Origin of the sequence: Frateuria terrea, assembly GCF_900115705.1 — a bacterium.
In the GTDB taxonomy this organism is placed as follows: domain Bacteria; phylum Pseudomonadota; class Gammaproteobacteria; order Xanthomonadales; family Rhodanobacteraceae; genus Frateuria_A; species Frateuria_A terrea.
Window position 1 is genome coordinate 433,814 of the sequence record NZ_FOXL01000002.1, and the last position, 18,692, is coordinate 452,505.

General features: G+C 67.7%; 15 protein-coding genes. 13 read left to right on the plus strand and 2 right to left on the minus strand.

Features of this window, described 5'->3' with window-relative positions; all coding sequences use genetic code 11:
* The first annotated feature begins 112 nt into the window (after window positions 1-112).
* The 6 genes from BMZ38_RS02070 (at window position 113) to BMZ38_RS02095 (ending at window position 5,544) form a co-directional block, all read left to right on the plus strand.
* The gene (locus tag BMZ38_RS02070; RefSeq protein ID WP_091333519.1) at window positions 113-634 is read left to right on the plus strand and encodes a lipocalin-like domain-containing protein; all 522 of its coding nucleotides are present in this window, start codon (window positions 113-115) and stop codon (window positions 632-634) included.
* A 145-nt stretch (window positions 635-779) separates the two neighbouring features.
* Complete coding sequence (locus tag BMZ38_RS02075) at window positions 780-1,124, plus strand: 5-carboxymethyl-2-hydroxymuconate Delta-isomerase (protein ID WP_091333522.1); 345 nt, start codon at window positions 780-782, stop codon at window positions 1,122-1,124.
* A gap of 101 nt (window positions 1,125-1,225) precedes the next feature.
* Window positions 1,226-2,131 carry a hypothetical protein gene (locus BMZ38_RS02080; protein WP_091333524.1) on the plus strand — a complete coding sequence of 302 codons (906 nt, stop codon included), beginning with the start codon at window positions 1,226-1,228 and terminating at the stop codon, window positions 2,129-2,131.
* A gap of 141 nt (window positions 2,132-2,272) precedes the next feature.
* The gene (locus BMZ38_RS02085) at window positions 2,273-3,076 is read left to right on the plus strand and encodes a hypothetical protein (protein WP_091333527.1); all 804 of its coding nucleotides are present in this window, start codon (window positions 2,273-2,275) and stop codon (window positions 3,074-3,076) included.
* Between the two features lie 137 nt (window positions 3,077-3,213).
* Window positions 3,214-4,098 carry an AraC family transcriptional regulator gene (locus BMZ38_RS02090; RefSeq protein ID WP_091333530.1) on the plus strand — a complete coding sequence of 295 codons (885 nt, stop codon included), beginning with the start codon at window positions 3,214-3,216 and terminating at the stop codon, window positions 4,096-4,098.
* A gap of 417 nt (window positions 4,099-4,515) precedes the next feature.
* Window positions 4,516-5,544 carry an alpha/beta fold hydrolase gene (locus BMZ38_RS02095; protein WP_217638707.1) on the plus strand — a complete coding sequence of 343 codons (1,029 nt, stop codon included), beginning with the start codon at window positions 4,516-4,518 and terminating at the stop codon, window positions 5,542-5,544.
* 490 nt (window positions 5,545-6,034) lie between these two features.
* Here BMZ38_RS02095 and BMZ38_RS02100 read toward each other — a convergent pair whose 3' ends face one another.
* On the minus strand, window positions 6,035-6,541 hold the full coding sequence (locus BMZ38_RS02100) for a hypothetical protein (protein WP_091333532.1): 507 nt from the start codon (window positions 6,539-6,541) through the stop codon (window positions 6,035-6,037).
* A gap of 253 nt (window positions 6,542-6,794) precedes the next feature.
* Here BMZ38_RS02100 and BMZ38_RS02105 point away from each other — a divergent pair, with 253 nt between their 5' ends.
* Window positions 6,795-8,483 carry a TPR end-of-group domain-containing protein gene (locus BMZ38_RS02105; protein WP_091333534.1) on the plus strand — a complete coding sequence of 563 codons (1,689 nt, stop codon included), beginning with the start codon at window positions 6,795-6,797 and terminating at the stop codon, window positions 8,481-8,483.
* A gap of 177 nt (window positions 8,484-8,660) precedes the next feature.
* Window positions 8,661-9,533: an alpha/beta hydrolase gene (locus BMZ38_RS02110; protein ID WP_091333536.1), complete on the plus strand. Its 873-nt coding sequence runs from the start codon at window positions 8,661-8,663 to the stop codon at window positions 9,531-9,533.
* Window positions 9,534-9,830: 297 nt separating this feature from the next.
* Here the strand turns inward: BMZ38_RS02110 and BMZ38_RS02115 are convergent, their stop codons facing one another.
* A complete protein-coding gene (locus BMZ38_RS02115; protein ID WP_091333538.1) occupies window positions 9,831-10,226 on the minus strand; it encodes a UrcA family protein in 396 nt (131 codons plus the stop codon).
* A 173-nt stretch (window positions 10,227-10,399) separates the two neighbouring features.
* On the opposite strand from BMZ38_RS02115, the gene BMZ38_RS02120 reads away from it, so the two are divergent.
* From BMZ38_RS02120 to BMZ38_RS02140, 5 genes are all read left to right on the plus strand, one after another.
* Window positions 10,400-12,394 (plus strand): winged helix-turn-helix domain-containing tetratricopeptide repeat protein, encoded by a 1,995-nt coding sequence (locus BMZ38_RS02120; RefSeq protein ID WP_091333540.1) that lies wholly within the window; start codon window positions 10,400-10,402, stop codon window positions 12,392-12,394.
* Between the two features lie 404 nt (window positions 12,395-12,798).
* On the plus strand, window positions 12,799-13,458 hold the full coding sequence (locus tag BMZ38_RS02125) for a DUF4396 domain-containing protein (RefSeq protein ID WP_245747148.1): 660 nt from the start codon (window positions 12,799-12,801) through the stop codon (window positions 13,456-13,458).
* Between the two features lie 346 nt (window positions 13,459-13,804).
* On the plus strand, window positions 13,805-14,608 hold the full coding sequence (locus BMZ38_RS02130) for a class I SAM-dependent methyltransferase (protein WP_091333544.1): 804 nt from the start codon (window positions 13,805-13,807) through the stop codon (window positions 14,606-14,608).
* 191 nt (window positions 14,609-14,799) lie between these two features.
* Window positions 14,800-15,171 carry a YciI family protein gene (locus BMZ38_RS02135; protein WP_091333546.1) on the plus strand — a complete coding sequence of 124 codons (372 nt, stop codon included), beginning with the start codon at window positions 14,800-14,802 and terminating at the stop codon, window positions 15,169-15,171.
* Between the two features lie 119 nt (window positions 15,172-15,290).
* Window positions 15,291-18,407: a WD40/YVTN/BNR-like repeat-containing protein gene (locus BMZ38_RS02140; protein WP_091333548.1), complete on the plus strand. Its 3,117-nt coding sequence runs from the start codon at window positions 15,291-15,293 to the stop codon at window positions 18,405-18,407.
* The last annotated feature ends 285 nt before the right edge of the window (window positions 18,408-18,692 follow it).

Below are 18,692 nucleotides of genomic sequence, written 5' to 3' on the forward strand. Positions count from 1 at the left end.
GGTAAGAAATCCGAAACGATGGCCGCTGAATTATTGGGTTTTTCCGCACATCGGCAAGCCCTACGATGGCCTGCCCCACCCGTGCGCCAACCGATCCGACGGAGGAACCCCCATGCGCCTGCATCGCACACTCTCCCGCCTCGCCATCATCGCCTGCCTGCTGCCCGGCCTGGCCTGGTCCTCCGGCGCCCGCATGGCCGACACCCGCGGTGACGTTTCGCTGGCCGGCACCTGGACGCTGGTGGCGGCCGACGTGCTGCACCCGGACGGCTCGCGCTCGCACGACTACGGCGATGCGCCCAAGGGCCTGCTGCTGATCGACCGCATGGGCCACTACTCGCTGCAGATCTTCCGCGCCGACCGCCCGCGCTTCGCCGACAAGGACAAGGCCAAGGCCAGTGCGGCCGAATACCGGGCGGCGGTGATGGGCTCGAGCACCCACTACGGCACCGTCGCGGTCGAGCCGGACCGGCACCAACTGGTGTTCCACATCGAAGGCGCCTCCTTCCCCAACTGGGAAGGCCAGGAGCAAAAGCGCGCCTTCGAACTGCACGGCGACACGCTCAGCTACCGGGTGCCGCCGCGTCCGGACGGCAATGTGCCCCTCTCGGTCTGGCGGCGCATCGGCGGCTGAGCCACGCGTACCGGCGCCAAGCCGTCAAGGCACCGGTCTGCCGGTATCGCCCCGAGCGGACGGCAGCCTCCCTCGCCGTGCGGCGACCCGGTCCGGTCGCCGCACGACGCAGACCATTCTTCCAGGACCAGGATACGAGGGACATATGCCCCACTTCGTGGTTGATTGCTCGCAGGGCATCCTGCGACTGCGCAGTGAGGATGAGGTCCTCGCGCGACTGCACCTGGCCGCCAACGCCACCGGATTGTTCGAGGCGTCCGACATCAAGGTGCGGCTCCATCCTTTCTCGACCTACACGGTCGGCGGGGGAAAGGACGACTTCATCCACGTGTTCTCGTACATCATGCAGGGTCGCACCGTCGAGCAGCGCGCCAGCCTCTCCAGGAGCATCGTCAGCGTGCTGGCCGAGCTGTTCCCGACGGTCCGGCGCATCGCCATGAACGTCGCGGAGTTCGAGCAAGCAACCTACGTCCATCGGGACATGCTGTAGAAATCGGGTGTAAAACAGGTCCGCGCCGCTTCCCCGAGCGCGGCACGCAGGCCTCGCGGCGGGGCTCGGAACGCGCACTCTGACCCGGGTCTTCTTTGGCCATGATCATCCATCCCGGTTTCATCAAGACGGGGACGACATCGCTGCAGGATTTCCTGTTCTTCGTCCACCCGCAGATCCACGCGTTCGGCCATCCCCACCGCTCGGCCTCGGATGCCCGAATCTCGCAGGCCCTGCGAAGGATCGAAGGCTTCGATGACGACCCGCAGGCGCTCCACCGTTTGCTGGCCACGGCCCTCGCGGCTTGCCCCGGCGATCGGCTACCCGTCCTTTCCGACGAAACGCTCACCGCCGACCCGCACCTGACCGCCAGCATCGCCCGGCGCCTGCACCAGCATTTCCCCCAGGCCCGGATCCTCTTCACCCTCCGGCGCCAGGACGACATGATCCGCTCGTTCTATGGCCGCCACGGCAGGGTGCTCTTCAACGTTCCGGCGCCCTACCGCGACAGGCACGTGCGTTTCGAGGCCTGGCTGGAGCACGCCTACCGCAACCGTCCCGCCGGCGTGCTCGGCGTGGCCGACTACCGGCGCACCATCGACATCTATCGCACGCTGTTCGGTGAGGAGCGCATCGCGATCGTGCTGCTGGAGCAACGGTCGGCCGATCAGCAGGCTTTCGCCGACCGCCTGTCGGCCATCCTGGGGATCGACGCGGCGACCACGCGACAGTTGCTGGGCGACCAGCGCACGCACGGGCAGGAGACCGGGCGTTACGTGCTCTACGACCGCTTGCGCAAACGCTTCCCCGCCGCCGGCCGCGTGGCCGCGCACCTGCCGGCCGGGGTGCGCGCCCTCGGCGGCGGGTTCCTGAAGCGGGGCGACACGCAACGGGTCGAGTTCCCCCCGGGCTGGCCGGAACGGCTGGGCGATCTCTACCGGGAGGGCAACCGGAAGCTTGCAGAACAATACGGGCTGCCTCTGCGCGAGCACGGGTACGCGGTTTGAGGCCGCGGCGTAGCGCATCTGCCGCGGCCTCCACCCTGAAGAAAGTTCCGGGTTGATGTCGATCCACGGGCGTCCTGGTCGTCGTACCCGTGAGGCCGCAAGGGCCGAACGTCGACAGGAGAGACCACCATGAGAAGGGCCGTGCTGGAGAGGTTCGTTTCGATCGCGGAGGGCGGCTTTCCCGGAGCCGTGCGGGGCAACCTGCGGACGAAGGGGGTTGGCCGGCTCGCCGCCCGGCTGACGGCATGCACTGCGGCCTTGCTTGCCGTCACCGGCGCCGTCGCCGCTCCTGCCGTTCCCTATCCGCGCATGGCCACGGTCGATGCCTATCTCATGGACCGCGCCCAGGAAATCGCCCTGGCCCGAAGCGCCGCTCCCGAATCCATCTCCAAGGATGCGACCGTGCTTGTCCTGACCCGCACCGGCTATGAAACGGCCGCCACGGGCACCAACGGGTTCGTCTGCTGGGTCGCGCGCAGTTTCAGCGGCGCTCCGGACTGGGTCGAGCGATGGAACCCGAAGGTCCGCGCCGCCGCATGCGAAAACCCGCAGGCCGCCCGCACCGTCACTGCGATCGCCACGCTTCGCACCGCGATGACCCTGGCCGGCCGCACCGACGCCGAGGTTGCCGACCGCGTCCGGGCCGCCCTGCGCAGCAAGGAGATCCCGCCGCTGGCGGCAGGCGCCATGTGCTACATGATGTCGAAGTCCTCCTATCTGTCGGACGACGGCGGCCATGACATGGCGCACCTCATGTTCTATATCCCGTCCAGGGATGGCGCCAGTTGGGGCGCCAACGCACCCGGCTCGCCGGTGCTCGGCGGCAACTACTGGTTCTACACGGCCGAGCACCAAGCCGAGGCGGCCGCCCTGCCGCCGCTTTCGGTCCTGCTGGTCGGCGTCCCCACCTGGTCCGATGGCACGCCTGCCATCCATCCGATGTAGGCGGCTCGGCCAAGGCGGGTCGCTGGCTGCCCGGTGCCGGGTGTGCTGGCGCTGTCGGCAGCAGCGGAAAGCGCAAGATCGGTCGAGCGCGCGGCGGCACCAGGAGGTCAAATGGCGTCGCCACGACGGAAGGAACGATGAAGGCGGCGCTTGAGAACTACAACGTCCGGATGCAGCGGGTGCTGGACTACATCGACCGCAACCTGGACGGCGACCTGCACCTGGACAGCTTGAGCCGCGTCGCCGCCTTTTCGAAGTTCCATTTCCACCGGCAATTCGCGGCGACCTTCGGGTTGTCCGTGCATCGCTACGTCCAGCTGGCCCGCATGAGGCAGGCTTCGGGCCGGCTGGCCTGCGGTGATGCCCGGAGCGTCACCGAGATCGCGATGGATGCCGGCTACGGGACACCGGATGCCTTTGCCCGCGCCTACCGGCGACGGCTGGGGCAGTCGCCTTCGTCGTTCCGGAGCGCGCCCGACTGGGCGCCGTGGCTTGCGGCCTTCGGGCCCCTGGACAACGCGAGGAGCAAGCTCATGCAGATCATCTTTGACCCACACGATGTCACGATCCGCGACGTGGCCCCGACGCCCGTCGCGGTCGTCGAGCACCGCGGCGACCGGGCCACCTTCGGCGCCAGCCGCGAGCGGTTCCTCGCCTGGCGCAAGACCGCCGGCCTGTCGCCGGAGACCAGCCCGACCTTCATGGTCTTTCGTTCCGAGCGGTGCCCCGACAACCCGGACGACTACCGGGTGGACCTGTGTGTCGGGACCGACCAGCCCGTCGGGGAAAACCCGATGCAGGTGAAGCCCGGCCTGATCCCGGGCGGGCGCTGCGCGGTGCTGCGCTACCCCGGCAATACCCACAACCTCGAACCGGCCGCGCTCTTCCTTTACCGCGACTGGCTACCGGCCAGCGGCGAAGAGGCCGGCGACTTCCCGATCTATGGCAGACGCCGCCTCTCGCGCATTGCGGAAGTGCCGGCACACGAGGTCGTCGTGGAACTTTTCCTTCCGCTGAAATAGCGCCTTCGGAAATCCTGGCGGCGGATACGGCCGTCCGCCAGGCCGTCGATGAAATCGCCTGTCAGACCGACCCGGCCGATCGGGTAGCATTCCGGCTTCTCCCCGGGCAGCCATTCCATGCGACGTCCTCACCAATCGCGCCGGAAGGCGCGGCTCGTCCTGGCCATCCTTGTCGCTGCTTGCGTGGTCGCGGGCCTCTGGGGATACGGACGATGGCGCCAGGCCAGCATCCCGCCCCTTGACCGCCTTGCGCTGGACGCGGCCTACCCGCAGATGCCCGCGGATGCCCATCACCGCTACGTCAACCTGCCGGTCGACTACGCCGACGAAAGCCGCGGACGCTATCGCGCGTTCTATGTGCTCAGTCCGCACTTCGATCCCAACGGCCCGGTCGTTTTCTTTCTTACGGATGGCCAGATGGAACTGGTCGGGCCGAACCCGGACTTCTCCTTCTTCGATGAGCAGCTTCCGGGGCTTTCCTATGTGCTGATCGGTCACCGCGGCCACGACCCCACGCTCTTTCCCGAGGTCTATCCCGGCGGCAAGCTGGACCTGCGACGGGCCATGAACCTATACGGTTCCTGGCAGCGCGTGGAGGACATCGAGCGCGTACGGCAGGACATGGTGGCGGCGAAACTGCTGCCGCCGGATGGCCGCATCATGATCTTCGGCGCCTCGGGCGCGGGCGTACTTGCCCAGCAGTACCTCCAGCGCTACGGCCAGCATGTGATACGCACCCTGCTGGTGTCGACGGGCGCGCCGGACCTGGCACGCGGGCACGGATGGACATACGCGCGCCATCTCGCGGAACTGGATCCGCAAGCGGCGGCCTCCCTGGCGCAAATCGCCCGGCGAGGGCACGGCGAGCCGCCCGGGCTGGCCTACATGACTTTCCAGCTTGGGCGAGAAGGGCGGTCAGGCCTGGCGAAGATCGACGAGGTACTGCATGCCGAACTGCGTCACAACCCCTTGCCGTACGCCTGGAACGCGTTGAATCCGCGCCTGAACTGGAGGCTCATCCGCACGTTGCTGGGCCTGCCCGCTGCCGACGCGGTCAGGGTCCGGATGTACGAGCTGCTGGGCGCAGACCTGCAGAACCCGGCGATCGCGCACAGCGAGGACCTGCCCCTCTACGTGTGGTCGTCGCGCATCCTCAGCGATTACCTGGACGCGCACGTTCCCCTGCCTGATCTGCGGCTGGATCGCAGCCGCTACGACGGCGAGGTGCTGGTGATCTCGGGAAAGGACGATGTCGTGTTCTCTCCCGCGATCGGCCAGGCCATCGCAGCGGCTTATCCCAAAGGCCGGTGGCTGGTGATCCCCGGGGGGCACAGGCTGGAGCGGGATCCCGGGTACCAGCACGCCGTACGGCGCGCGTTCTTCCTGCACGGGCTGCAGGCACGCGACACCGCCGCGCTCCTGGACTCGCCACCGTCTGCGAATTGACCCGGCCAGCAGGGCCGGCCAAAACGACGGGAGCCCACAGAAGGCGCGCCGCACCGCTTCCAGCGGCACACCCGCCAGCTGGGCGAGCTGGATCACGCAAGCCGGCGCAGCGCGCCACCGCGCAACGCCGCCGGTTCCAGGCCGTGCGCAAGCTGCGGACCAGGCCCTTCCGTTTCGCAGAAGTGCATGGCGGCACCCCCGCTGCAATCGGCTGAGGTGGAGGCCGTCGCTCCGGCATCGTGCGGGTCGAATCGTGCCGGTCGATCGCGAGACCTTGCTGGTCACGGGCGGGGCGGTGAGGCGGTTGGGGATGACCGCCTCATGCGTGCACGGGCGTGTGTGCCGCGTTGGCCGCCCCCCGGAAAATGCACCCGCCCTCCTTTTTAGATCCCTCTCCGGCCAGCGCCCGCGTTGTCGGGGGGAGCCGCCAACGAAACGGAAAGCGCACGGAGGCCAACGCGTTCAAGCGGACCTGACGTTGCCGTCCCACCTACTTCCGCATGCGCACCATCGCGACCCGCAGATCACCCGTCTGGATCGACGCCACGCGCTGCGCGGACGCGCCGGCCGTTGCCCGGGCCGCCATCTGGCAACGCTGGCCTTCCGAAGGCATGGCCCGCTTGCAGTACACGTTGACGATGGCCACCGTCTCGTTGTCGGCATTGACCAGCTGGAACTGTCGCGCCACGCCCGGGGCGGATGAGTTGTCGATGGCCACGGAAACCACCGGCTGCTGGGCGAGGCCCTGCATGCGCAGGGATTCCAGTTGGTCGGCCGCGCGCTGTGCCTTCATGTACTGCCTGTGGGTATGGCCGACAAGCGCCTGGAACTGATAGCCCGCGTCCAGCTGGGTGACATAGGTTTCATAGGCCGCACGTTCGCCGGTGACGACGACGTTTTGAAGCTGGGTGGTCTGCGTCTGGTCCTGGGCGAGGGCGACGCCGCCGATGCTGGCGAGACCGAGTGCGGTGGTCGTGGCAAGGATGAGCTTTTTCACAGGGGCCTCCAGACGGACGCCAATGTCCGTGGGGCGATCGTGGACTTGAGCCCCGGCAAGTGCTTGAGGGAAACCTGCGGGATGTGCGTGGATTCGATGAGGTTTTCATGGATGCGCCGGCTGGATGGAAAGGCCCGCAGCGCCCGGAACCGGACACAACGTCACATGCTCGTTCCAGGCCGGCTTTCTCCTCGCTCCGGGGTCACGCTTTCACAACACCCGCCAACACCCACCGCTGGGATAATCCCCGCCCGTGGCCCCACCAACGACCAGCCCGCGAGTGGACTACGCGTTCGGCGACATCCGCGTCGAGCCGACGGCCCACCGCGTGCTGCGCAACGGACACGAGCTCGACCTGGAACCGAAGGCCTACGCCGTGCTGCTGCAGTTCCTCACCCGTCCGGGCGAGCTGATCCAGCACGACGACCTGCTGGAACGGGTGTGGGGGCACAAGTACGTCACCGCGGCCACGCTGAGCCGGGTCATCTCGCAGTTGCGGCAGAAGCTCGGCGACGAGGCGGCCGAGCCGCACTACATCCAGACCGTGCACGGCCTGGGCTATCGGCTGATCGCCAGCGTCGCGGCCGGGCCCACGCCCGACGCCGCCGTCGCCAAGGTCGACACGACCGCCGCGCCGCCCCGCCTTCCGGACCGCGACAGGCACAGCATTGCCGTGCTGCCGTTCGTCAACATGAGCGGCGAGCTGGAGAACGAGTACTTCAGCGATGGCATCGCCGAGGAGATCCTGAGCCTGCTGACCAAGCTGCCGCAGCTGAAAGTCTCCTCGCGCACCTCCTCGTTCTTCTTCAAGGGCAAGGGGGCCGACCTGCAGATGATCGCGGCCAAGCTGGACGTCGGCACCGTGCTGGAAGGCAGCGTGCGCCGCGCGGGCAACCGCGTGCGCATCGCCGTGCAGCTGATCGACGTGGCGTCCGACGCCAACCTGTGGGCGGAAACCTACGACCGCGAACTGCGTGACGTGTTCGCCATCCAGGACGACATCGCCCAGAGCATCGTCGATGCGCTTAAGGTGACCCTGTCGCCGAAGGAACGCCGCGCGATCCAGTACGTCGCCACGGCCGACGTTCAGGCCTATGACGACTATCTGCGCGGGCGCAGGTATTTCTATGCGTGGAACCGGCGCGATTCGCTGCGCGCCATCGCCATGTACGAGCGCGCCATCGCCCGCGACCCGAAATACGCCGCCGCCTGGGCTGGCCTGTCCGATGCGTATGTCATGCGCCATCGCTTCCTGGATGCCAATCCCGAGCATGTCGCCCGCGCCATGGAGGCCAGCGAGCGGGCCCTGCAGATGGACCCGGATTCGGCCGAGGCGCACGCCTCGCGCGGTCTGGCGCTGTATGTCAGCAAGCGGTTCAAGCAGGCCGAGCGGGAGTTCGAGACGGCCATGATGCTCAACCCGAACCTGCTCGAAGCGTATTTCCTGTACGGCATGATCTGCAGCTCGCTGGGCCATTTCCAGAAAGCAGCCTGGCTGTATCTGCGCGCCGCCGAAGTCAGTCCGGCCGACTACCTGCCGCTGGTCTACCTGAGCCAGGCCTACAGCGAGATGGGCCGCAAGGAGGACGAGCGCAAGTCTCGCCATCGCGCGATCGAGCTGATCGAGCGCGCCCTCAGCGTGAATCCCGACGACGCCCGCGCCCGCTACATGGGTGCCGCGAACTTCGCGGCTATGGGGGACAGGAACAAGGCGGTCGAATGGGCGAACCTTGCCCTGCGGTCGAGCGAGGACGAGCCAATGGTGTACTACAACGCCGCCTGCACGTTTGCGGTACTGGGCGAACACGACCGGGCCGTCGACCTGCTCGAGCGCGCGGTGCAGCTCGGCTGGGGCGACCGCGCCTGGATGGCGAACGACAGCGACCTCGCCTCGCTGCGGGACAAGCCGCGGTTCCAGGAATTGTTGAGCAGCCTGAACTGAGGCGCGTGAGCGCCGACAAGCTCACCAGGGGCTGCCAATGGAGCTGCCCACCCTGCCCGGGCTATCGCGGAAATGCGCAGTCGAAGCAGGTGACTTTGCCCGGCTTCTCGCTGCCTGATTGACGTTGCCCCGTGCGGACCTTAGCGTCGCCCTATCTTGGGCTGATCGGGAACATGCATGGGGCGGTCGATCTGCTGCATCACAGGCACCCTCGCGCTGCTCGCATGCGTGGCGGCTCACGCACAACAGGTCACGCTGCCGGTCTGGCCGGGTGCGGTACCCGCCCTGCCCCATGAGGCCTACCCGGAACGCACCGTCACCGGCACACCGCTCGGCACCGTGGTCCTCGACGTGACCCGGCCTACCCTTACCGCGTACCTGCCAGACCCCGCACGCGCCACGGGGACAGGCGTCATTGTTGCGCCGGGCGGCGCATGCCTTGCGCTGGCGATGGACCTGGAAGGCACTAGCGTCGCGCGCTGGCTGCAAGGCCAGGGCATCGCCGCGTTCGTGCTCAAGTACCGCACCCAGCGCAAGCAGCAGGAAGGCATCCCGCCTGACCTGGACATGGACCGCGCCTGCCGCGACGGCATGGCCGATGGCATCCAGGCGGTCAAGCGCGTGCGCGAGAAGGCGCGGGCATGGGGCCTGTCCCCGCGCCGGATCGGTTTCCTGGGCTTTTCCGCCGGCGCCATGGTCGCGAGCGGCGCGCTGCTGCAGGCGGACGCTGCCGCACGCCCGGATTTCGTCGCCCTGATCTACGGCGCACCGTTCGGCGCGATGCCCGCCATACCGAAGAACCTGCCGCCGGTTTTCATGGCATGGGCCCAGGACGACGACCAGGCACGGGCGGCCGCCGCCCGCTTCTACAACGCGCTGCTGAGCGCCGGCCAGCGCCCCGAGGCGCACATCTATGCCAACGGCGGCCACGGCTTCGGCCTGCGCCGCCAGGGCACGAGCAGCGACCAGTGGAGCGACTCGCTGCGGGCATGGATGAAGGCGCAGGGGTTTCTGGGCCGGGGCGCACCGACCCGGACGCCGGGCCGGTAAGGCGGGGCCCGCGAAGTGCGGGCCTCGAATAGCTTCGAAAAGTGCGAGCGGGGCCGCCCCTCATCTGCATGAACTCCCCGCCAAGCTTCCCCGCCTGCGTGTACTCGAGCTCGCGCATGCCCGAACCCCTCCGCCATCGGCGTTCAGCCTACCCGCTTGGACAGGCCAGCCGGAGCTCACCGCAGGCTCCCCCTGCGGCCGGTTAGCCATAACGGGCCGCGGGGGCGGCGCTACTGGCGCGATCTGCGCGCCGCTCGAACACGGCGCCCCGCGGCGAGAAGGCGACATCGATTGCTTTCAGCGACCCGACACGATACGAAACGAAGGCAGCGACTCCAGACTCCTGCGGCCTCGCAGCTTCGCATTCTTCAGGTTGTACACGGCGAACAAGGCCGGCTCGTTCACGTCGGCCACGGCGTTCGCGATGGCGTCGTTGATGCAACGCGCTTCAGCCGCGCCCGACCTGAACCAAAAATATGAGCAGACAGTAGCCGCCGCAGCATCGATGCGGTGGTACAGCTCGGCCGCACCGGCCGGGCTCGATATCTCCAGATCTGCATATTTCACGATCCTGCTGACGGACTGGGTATCGGCTCCGGCGGCAGAAACGCACAGGCTCGCGGCGAAGGCGCCGGCCATGATCGCACTCGTCATCACGCCACACAGAGTTCTGGAACGAAAGATCGCGTTCATGTTCCTCTCCTGGGTTTTGCGGATATTTCACGCCTGGTGAAATCGCGTGGCAGACACTGCTCACGCGCGGAGGATGTAAGCCGCTCGGGATCGGAAAAGCTTGTGGTGACCGCTGGATTTTTCCGACGAAAAGTTGACCGCATCGAACATGTTTTCGGTCAGGACGACCTGCGATGTCCGAAGCTCGCCGAGTCGTTTACGAATTCGGTCGATTCGTCTTGGCGCCGGCCGAGAAGAGGCTCTTGCGCGACGGAAAAGTGGTGTCGCTAACCCCGAAGGCCTTCGACACGCTGGTGCTGCTGGTCGGCAACCAGGGACGGCTCATCGAAAAGGATGAGCTTCTCAAAACCCTCTGGCCGCATCGCGTCGTCGAGGAGGTCGCGCTCGCGCACAACGTTTCCCAGCTGCGCAAGGCCCTCGGTGACACCGCCGAAGCCCCCCGGTTCATCGAGACCGTGCCCAAGCGCGGGTATCGTTTCGTCGCCGCGGTGCAGGAACGGTACGAGCAGCAAGAAGCACCCCTGGCCGTGGGTGTGGAGAGTGGCAAGCCGGTTTCGACCGTGTGGCACTACCTGCCGTCCCGCGCGGCCGTCGTGGCGGCGTTCGCGGCGGTGCTGCTGCTGGCCTCCGGCACTGCGGCGTACTTCTATCTATCGCCAACCGCCGAGCCTGTGGAAGGAGTCCCTCCCGCCATCCACTCGCTGGCAGTGCTGCCGTTCGAGAACCTCTCCGGGGACAAGGAGCAGCAGTATTTCGCCGACGGGATGACCGATGAACTGATCACCGAGCTCGGCACCATCGGATCGTTGCGTGTGGTTTCGCGGACTTCGGCGATGCGCTACAAGGGCACGCACAAGCCGCTGCGCGATATCGCCGACGAGCTGCAGGTCGACGCGGTGGTCGAGGGGACCATCCTTCGCTCCGGTCATCGCGTGCGCATCAACGCGCAATTGATTGCAGCCACCAGCGACCGCCACCTATGGGCGCAGAGCTACGAACGCGACCTGCGCGACGTCCTCGCCCTGCAGGATCACGTCTCGCGCGATATCGCGGCAATCATCGGGGTCAAGCTGACCCTCCAGCAGCGCGCCGTGCTTTCTGGCGGCCGTGCCATCGATCCGGAAGCGCATGACGATTACCTGAGGGGCCGCGCCGTCAACCCGGAAGCGCACGACGACTACCTGAGGGGCCGCTACTGGTCGAGCGGGATCCCGACTGAACGTTTCGCCAGCGGCGATGACTTGCGGCGGGGGCTCGACTATTTCCGTAAGGCCATTGCCATCGACCCGGACTACGCACCGGCTTATGCCGGCGTCGCCGATGCCTACCGGTCCCTGGCAGGCGGCTCGCTGACTTTCAAGGAGGCTCTTCCCAAGGCCAGGGCGGCCGCCGTCAAGGCGTTGCAACTCGATCCTTCCCTCGCAGAAGCTCACCAGGCGCTGGCCGGTGTAAACCTCTACCTTGGAGACTGGCCGGGTGCAGAACGGGAGTTCAGGCAGGCCTTGGCGCTCAATCCGAACTACGCCTTGGCGCACGAGGGATATGCGGCATACCTGGCCTCGATGGGCAAGCTCGACGAGGCGGTGAAGCAAGACGAACGCGCCGTCGATCTGGACCCCTTCTCCATTGATGCCAATGCAAACCTGGGGATCACGCTCTACCTTGCGCGCCGGTACGACGACGCCATGCGGCAGTTCCAACGGGGTCTGGAAATGCACCCAAACCTGGGTCTGTGGAATTTCTTCATGGCGTATGTGTTCGAGCAGAAGAAGAGGTTCGCCGAGGCTTATGCCCAATACCACCGCTCGCTCGTCCTGAACAGACAAACGCTACGCGCCGAAGCGGCCGAGCGGGCGTACAAGCGATCGGGGTACACGGGCGCGTTGCAGCAAATGATTCAGTTCCTTCTGCCACCGAACTCATCGGACGAAGAACTCAACATTCCATTGATCGTGCACAGGTACGCCATGCTCGGTGACGACGCTCACGCGATGCTCTGGCTCGAACGTGCCGCCCAGGAACGCCAACCCAAAATGTCGTGGTGGCTGAACGACCCCGCGCTGGATCGCCTGCGCGCATCGCCACGCTTCGGCGACCTGGTTCGCCGCATGGGCCTGCCCACTGCCGGAAGAAGCGGCAAGAGGCCCATGCCTGAAAGCGGACGGTAAAGGCGGATCGGGCTGTCCAGGGCGTGGGGCTGGGCGGGAAGGCCAACGCCGATCAAGCGGGCCCACCCGGCACTGCAATCGAGCGAGCACGAACCCATGTTTACTACAGCACCGCCGCGCGTTCGCAGTGCGGAGGAACACGATCGGCCCATTGACCTGTCCGGAGCGCGCGGTGATCCGCGGCTGGGGCGATCGTGCCTGGATGGCGAACGACTGCGACCCCACCTCGTCGCGCGGCAAGCCGCGCTTCCGGGCGTTGCAGACCGCTTGAACCGGACCCTCTGGGCCTTGGGCCGATTGCCCGCGCCACATGCGTAGCTCGAATGCCTTTCACGCTTTCCAGGACGCTCGATCCCTAGGCTGGCGGAATGTTTCCTGGTTGGCTTCACCAATGTGCGATCGCGATGCTCGTACTTGGCGGGGCCTGCGCGATCGGCATCGGCATCAGCGTGGTACGTCGTCCCGAGCGGATGGCGATCATGAACGTCGTATGGCCGATCTGCGCCCTGTTCGGCAGCGTGCTCGTGGTGGCCGCTTACGCGAAGCTCGCCACGCCCAGGCAGAAGGTGGGGCGCCCTGAGCCGCCGTTTGCGGCCGTGGTCGCCAAGGGCGCCCTGCACTGCGGCAGTGGCTGCACGCTCGGCGACCTCATGGCCGAATGGCTCGCGTTCGCCGCACCCGTGGTCGCCACCTGGTTTGGCTGGCACTGGTTGTTTGCGGAGAAGACCTTTGCCGTGTGGGTGCTGGACTTCGTCTTCGCGTTCCTGCTCGGCATCGTGTTCCAGTACTTCGCCATCGCGCCGATGCGCGGCCTTTCCTTCCGCAAGGGGATGGCTGCCGCCGTGAAGGCCGACGCGCTGTCGCTGGTTGCGTGGCAGGTCGGCATGTACGGCGGCATGGCGCTCGTGCAGTTCGGGCTGTACCGGCATGCCTACGGCCACATCGCCGCCGTCGACACGCCCGAGTTCTGGTTCGCCATGCAGCTGGCCATGCTCGGCGGCTTCGCCACGGCCTATCCGGTCAACTGGTGGCTGATTCGCTCGCACCTCAAGGAGGCGATGTAGGCCATCCAAAGCGGGGCACGAAAGGCGGGCCGGCGTGCAATGTGGCAACCTTCCAAGCCCGACTGCGCCACGGCGCGGGATCGCCATGAACATCCCGGGGCCTCCGCGATCGGATCTTTCCGCGCACTGCATCGCCCGCTGCCATAGGCTGGCGGTTTACCCAAAACCGTCCGGTCGCCCGGGCAGCTCCGGCGCTGCGGTGGCCCGTGCGGAGCGAGGTTTCCTGTGGCGCACGCTTGCGGTGCGAGGCCTTTCCTGCGCGGGCAACGCCGGGACCGCTCCCACGTCCACGCCGCCTTGCCGGTAGCGGCGTAGCCTTGGCCTTTCCCGCAAGGAGGATCAAGGCATGTTCCGTCGAACCTGCACGCTGCTCATCCTGCTGGCAGGCGCGGCGTGGCTGCCGGGTGTCGCCCCGGCCCAAGCCACCCGCTCACCCGACAGCGCCCTGACGCTGCAACAAGCGGTCGACGGCCCATGGCGCCCGGCCGCCAACAGAGCGCGCGACCGCTATCGCCACCCGGTCCAGACGCTGCAGTTCTTCGGCATCCGGCCGGACATGACCGTGGTCGAACTGGCGCCCGGCGGCGGCTGGTACACCGAGATCCTGGCGCCCTACCTGGGCGCGAAGGGCCACCTGATCGAAGCCGGGGCATCGGCCAAATTCGCCGCCCGGCTCAAGGCCGAGCCGGCGATCTTCGGGCGCGTCGCCGGCACCGTGCCGTTCGCGCCGCCCGGACGGGTCCAGTTGGGTGCCGCCAACTCGGCCGACATGGTGCTCACCTTCCGCAATACGCACGACTGGCTCAACGACAGTCCCGCGGCGCTGGCGGCGGCCTTCAGGGCCGCCTTCGCCGTGCTCAAGCCCGGCGGCGTATTCGGCGTCGTCGAGCACCGCGCCAGGCCGTTCGCCGACGCCGTGCAGAGTTCCAGGGCACTGCACCGCCTACCCGAGGACTATCTGATCGCGCTGGCGCTCAAGACCGGCTTCCGCCTCGACGGCGTGGCGCAGATCAACGCCAACCCCAGGGATCCGGAAGACGTCAACGTCCACCGTCTGCCGCCAGACCTGGCCGGCCCCGATGGCGAGCACGCCAAGATGAGGGCGATCGGCGAATCGGACCGGATGACGCTGCGGTTCGTGAAGCCTTGAGGCTGCTGTGGCGTCGATGGACACCCGATCGCGCCTGCGACGCCCCGCTCGCATGTCACCATCCATGAGCGATCCCGGGCAGCCGCAGGCTCCGAAGCGGACCGGCTGCCCGTTGCAAGCTCTTCCGGAGCGCGTCGATTTCCGATCGCCAGCTTCGTCGTCAATGTATTTCCACGCCCGAAGGACCCCCAATGAAATATCTCGGCCTGGCCTACTTCACCCCCGAAAAGTTCGCCGCGATGGCGCCAGGTGAGGTCAAGGCACTGGTGAGCCAATGCCCGGCATTGGACGAGAAGATGCGCGCCACCGGCAAGGTGCTGGTTTCCGCATCGCTCGGTGATCTGGATACCTGGGCGACCCTTCGTCCGCGCAGCGGCAAAACGCACGTCAGCGATGGGCCCTACACCGAGTCGAAAGAAGTGGTGGGCGGCCTGTTCATCATCGAGGCGGCGAGCCGCGACGAGGCGCTGCGCATCGCCTCCATGCACCCGGCCGCCACCTTGGGCGAAGAAGGCGGGTGGGCCGTCGAGCTGATCCCGATGGACTTCTACCTGGCTCCATGAGGGCTTCCCCACCGGCCAGCGCCCGCCGGCCGGCCGCCGTGACTTCCAGCCCTTGAACCTTCCGCGGCAACGTGCGCAGAGTGCCCGCTTTAGTCTGCCCGCCGCCCCCGGAGCCACCCATGCGTCTGCGCCACCGCCGCGCCCTGCTCGCCCTCGGCATCACGACGGCGCTGGCCGCGCAGGCTTCCGTCGATCCATCGCTGTACCAGGGATTGCACTGGCGCCTGATCGGACCGTTCCGCGGCGGGCGCGTGCTGACGGTGGCGGGCGTACCTGGCGACAGCCGGCATTTCTACTTCGGCGCGGTGGATGGCGGCGTCTGGGCCACCCAGGACGCCGGGCGCACCTGGCAGCCGATCTTCGACGACGAGAAGGTCGGCTCGATCGGCGCACTGGCGGTGGCGCCGTCCGACCCGAAGACGCTCTACGTGGGCAGCGGCGAAGCCGACATGCGCTCGGACATCGCGCACGGCAACGGCATGTACAAGAGCACCGACGGCGGCAGGCACTGGTCGCACGTCGGGCTGGAGGACAGCCGGCAGATCGCCAGCGTGCTGGTCGACCCGCGCGATCCGAACGTGGTGTTCGCCGCCTCGCTCGGCCACGCCTACGGTCCGAACGCCGAACGCGGCGTGTTCCGCTCGCGCGACGGCGGCAAGAACTGGCGCAAGGTGCTGTTCAAGAACGACGACACAGGCGCGATCGACCTGGCCTTCAGGCCCGGCGATCCGGACACCATCTACGCCGCGCTGTGGCAGACCCGCCGCCCGCCGTGGAGCGTCTACCCACCCTCGAACGGCCCGGGCAGCGGGCTGTACGTATCGCACGACGGTGGCGAGCACTGGAGCCAGCTTCAGGGCAACGGCTTCGCAGCCCATCCTGGCCGCATCGGCATCGCGGTGGCGCCGAGCGAGCCTGACCGGGTATACGCACTGGTCGACGCAGCGGCGGGCGAAGGCGGCCTGTATCGCTCCGACGACGGCGGCGCGCACTGGAAGCACCTGACGTCCGACCAGCGCATCTGGCAGCGCGGCTGGTACTTCTGCCGGCTCACGGTGGACCCGAAGAACGCCGACCGCGTCTACGTGATGAATACCATCGTGTTGCGCTCCGACGACGGTGGCAAAAAGTTCATCGCACTGAAGGGCGATCCGACCGGCGACGACTTCCACCAGATGTGGATCGACCCGACCGACGCCGACCGGCAGATCCTGGGCGTCGACCAGGGCGCGCTGATCACCCTCAACGGCGGCAAGACCTGGAGCAGCTGGTACAACCAGCCCACTGCGCAGATCTACCACGTCAGCACCGACAACCGCTTCCCCTACTGGGTCTACGGCGCGCAGCAGGACTCCGGCGCGGTGGCGCTGCCCAGCCGCACCGGCAACGGCGACGGCATCACCATGGAGCAGTTCCACGAGGTCACCGCCGGCGGCGAGAGCGACATGATCGCGCCGGACCCGGACGATCCGGACATCGTCTACGGCGGCCGCGTGGACAAGCTGGACACCCGCACCGAGCAGACCCGCAGCGTCGATCCCACCCTGGCCTACCCCGCCGCGCATTACCGCGCCGCGTGGACGCTGCCGCTGACCTTCTCCAAGCGCGACCACAAGGTGCTGTACTTCGCCAACCAGCGACTGTTCCGCACCGCCGACGGCGGCGACCACTGGGCGCCGATCAGCCCCGACCTGACTCGCGAGGACGCCGGCGTGCCGGCCAATCTCGACGCCGCCACCGCAGCCGACGACGGCCACGTCGACAAGCGCCGCGGCGTGATCTACACCATCGCGCCCTCGCCGCTCGACGCCAAGGCCTTGTGGGTGGGCACCGACGACGGCCTGGTCTGGCGCACCGAGGACGAAGGCGCGCACTGGCAACCGGCCACGCCGCAGGCGCTGACGCCGTGGTCGAAGGTCGCCGGCATCGAGCCCTCGCACTTCGACCCGAACACCGCCTACCTGGCGATCGACCGGCATCGGCTGGACGACGACACGCCCTATCTCTATCGCACCAACGACGGCGGCAAGACCTGGGCACGCATCGACACCGGCATTGCGCGCGACAGCTTCGTCAACGTGGTGCGCGAGGATCCCGAGCACCGCGGCCTGCTCTACGCCGGCACCGAACGGGGCGTCTACGTCTCGTTCGACGACGGCGCGCACTGGCAGGCGCTGCAGCAGAACCTGCCGATGACCTCGGTGCGCGACATCGACGTGCACGGCGACGATCTGGTGATCGCCACCCACGGCCGCGGCTTCTGGATCATGGACGACGCCAGCGCGCTGCGGCAGATGGCCGGGCTGCACACGGACACGGCGACCCTGTTCAAGCCGGCCGATGCCATCCGCGTGCGCGTAGCCGGCTTCACCGGCACGCCGTTGCCGAAGGACGAGCCGATGGCGGCCAATCCGCCGGACGGCGCGATGATCGACTACGTGCTGCCCAAGGCGGTCAAGGGCGCGGTGACGCTGACCGTGTTCGATGCCCAGGGCAAGCCGGTGCGCAGCTTCAGCAGTGCCGAGCCGGTGCGCAAGCCCGATCCGGCCAAGCTCGCCGCCGCACCGGAATGGCTTCCGGCACCGATGCGCCTGTCGACCGCGCCGGGCATGCACCGGTTCGTGTGGGATTTGCGCTATCCGTCGCAGCTGCCGGCCAAGCCCGACAGTTCAAAGGAGGAAAGCGGCGTCTGGGCGCCGCCCGGCCAATACACCGTCGAGCTGCAGGTGAACGGTCACCGCTACCGGCAGCCGCTGCAGCTGAAGGCCGACCCGCGCGTGCAGGTGTCCACGGCCGCACTGCAACGCGAGTTCGAACTGGCGCGCAAGGTGGAAGTGGCCTCGGCACGCGCCGCCAGCGCCAGCGCCGAAGCGGGCAAGCTGCTCGAGGCACTGGACGCACTGCCCAAGACCACGCTGCATGCCCAGGTCACGGCGTTGATCGACAAGGCGCAGGACCTGTCCGGCGTGCAAGCCCATCCCGATCCACGCAACTCGATGGGTGCCCCGCCGCAGCGCACCGACAGCCTGCTTGCCCTGTCGATGGACCTGGCTAAGCTCGAACAGGCGGTCGACGGCGCCGATGCCGATCCCAGCCAGGACGCGCTGGCGTCGTATGCGACCTTGTCCAAAACGCTGGATGCCACCTTCGGCGCCTGGCAGCAGTTGAAACGTGGCGACCTGGCCGACCTCAACGCCCAGCTGAAGACGGCCGGTGTCAAGCCGGTCACGCTGTAAGCGAAGGGAAGTCAGGGACGATGCGAACGGTGCGGCGGTCGCCGCTGCACCGCATGGTGCGAAATACAGGGAAGACCAAAGCGCGCGAGCCGCGCCATGCGCGCGTCAGCCGGTGGCCAGGAGTTGTCCCTGACACCTCTTCCTCGACCTGCTCGGGCGCGCAGTACTGCCCGGCTGGGGCGATCGGGCGTGGATGGCCGGCGACAGCAACTTGCCTCGCACGCGGCAAGCCGCGGTTGCGGGCGTTGCTGAGCCGTTCGAACTGACGCGTGCGGCCCAGGTAGA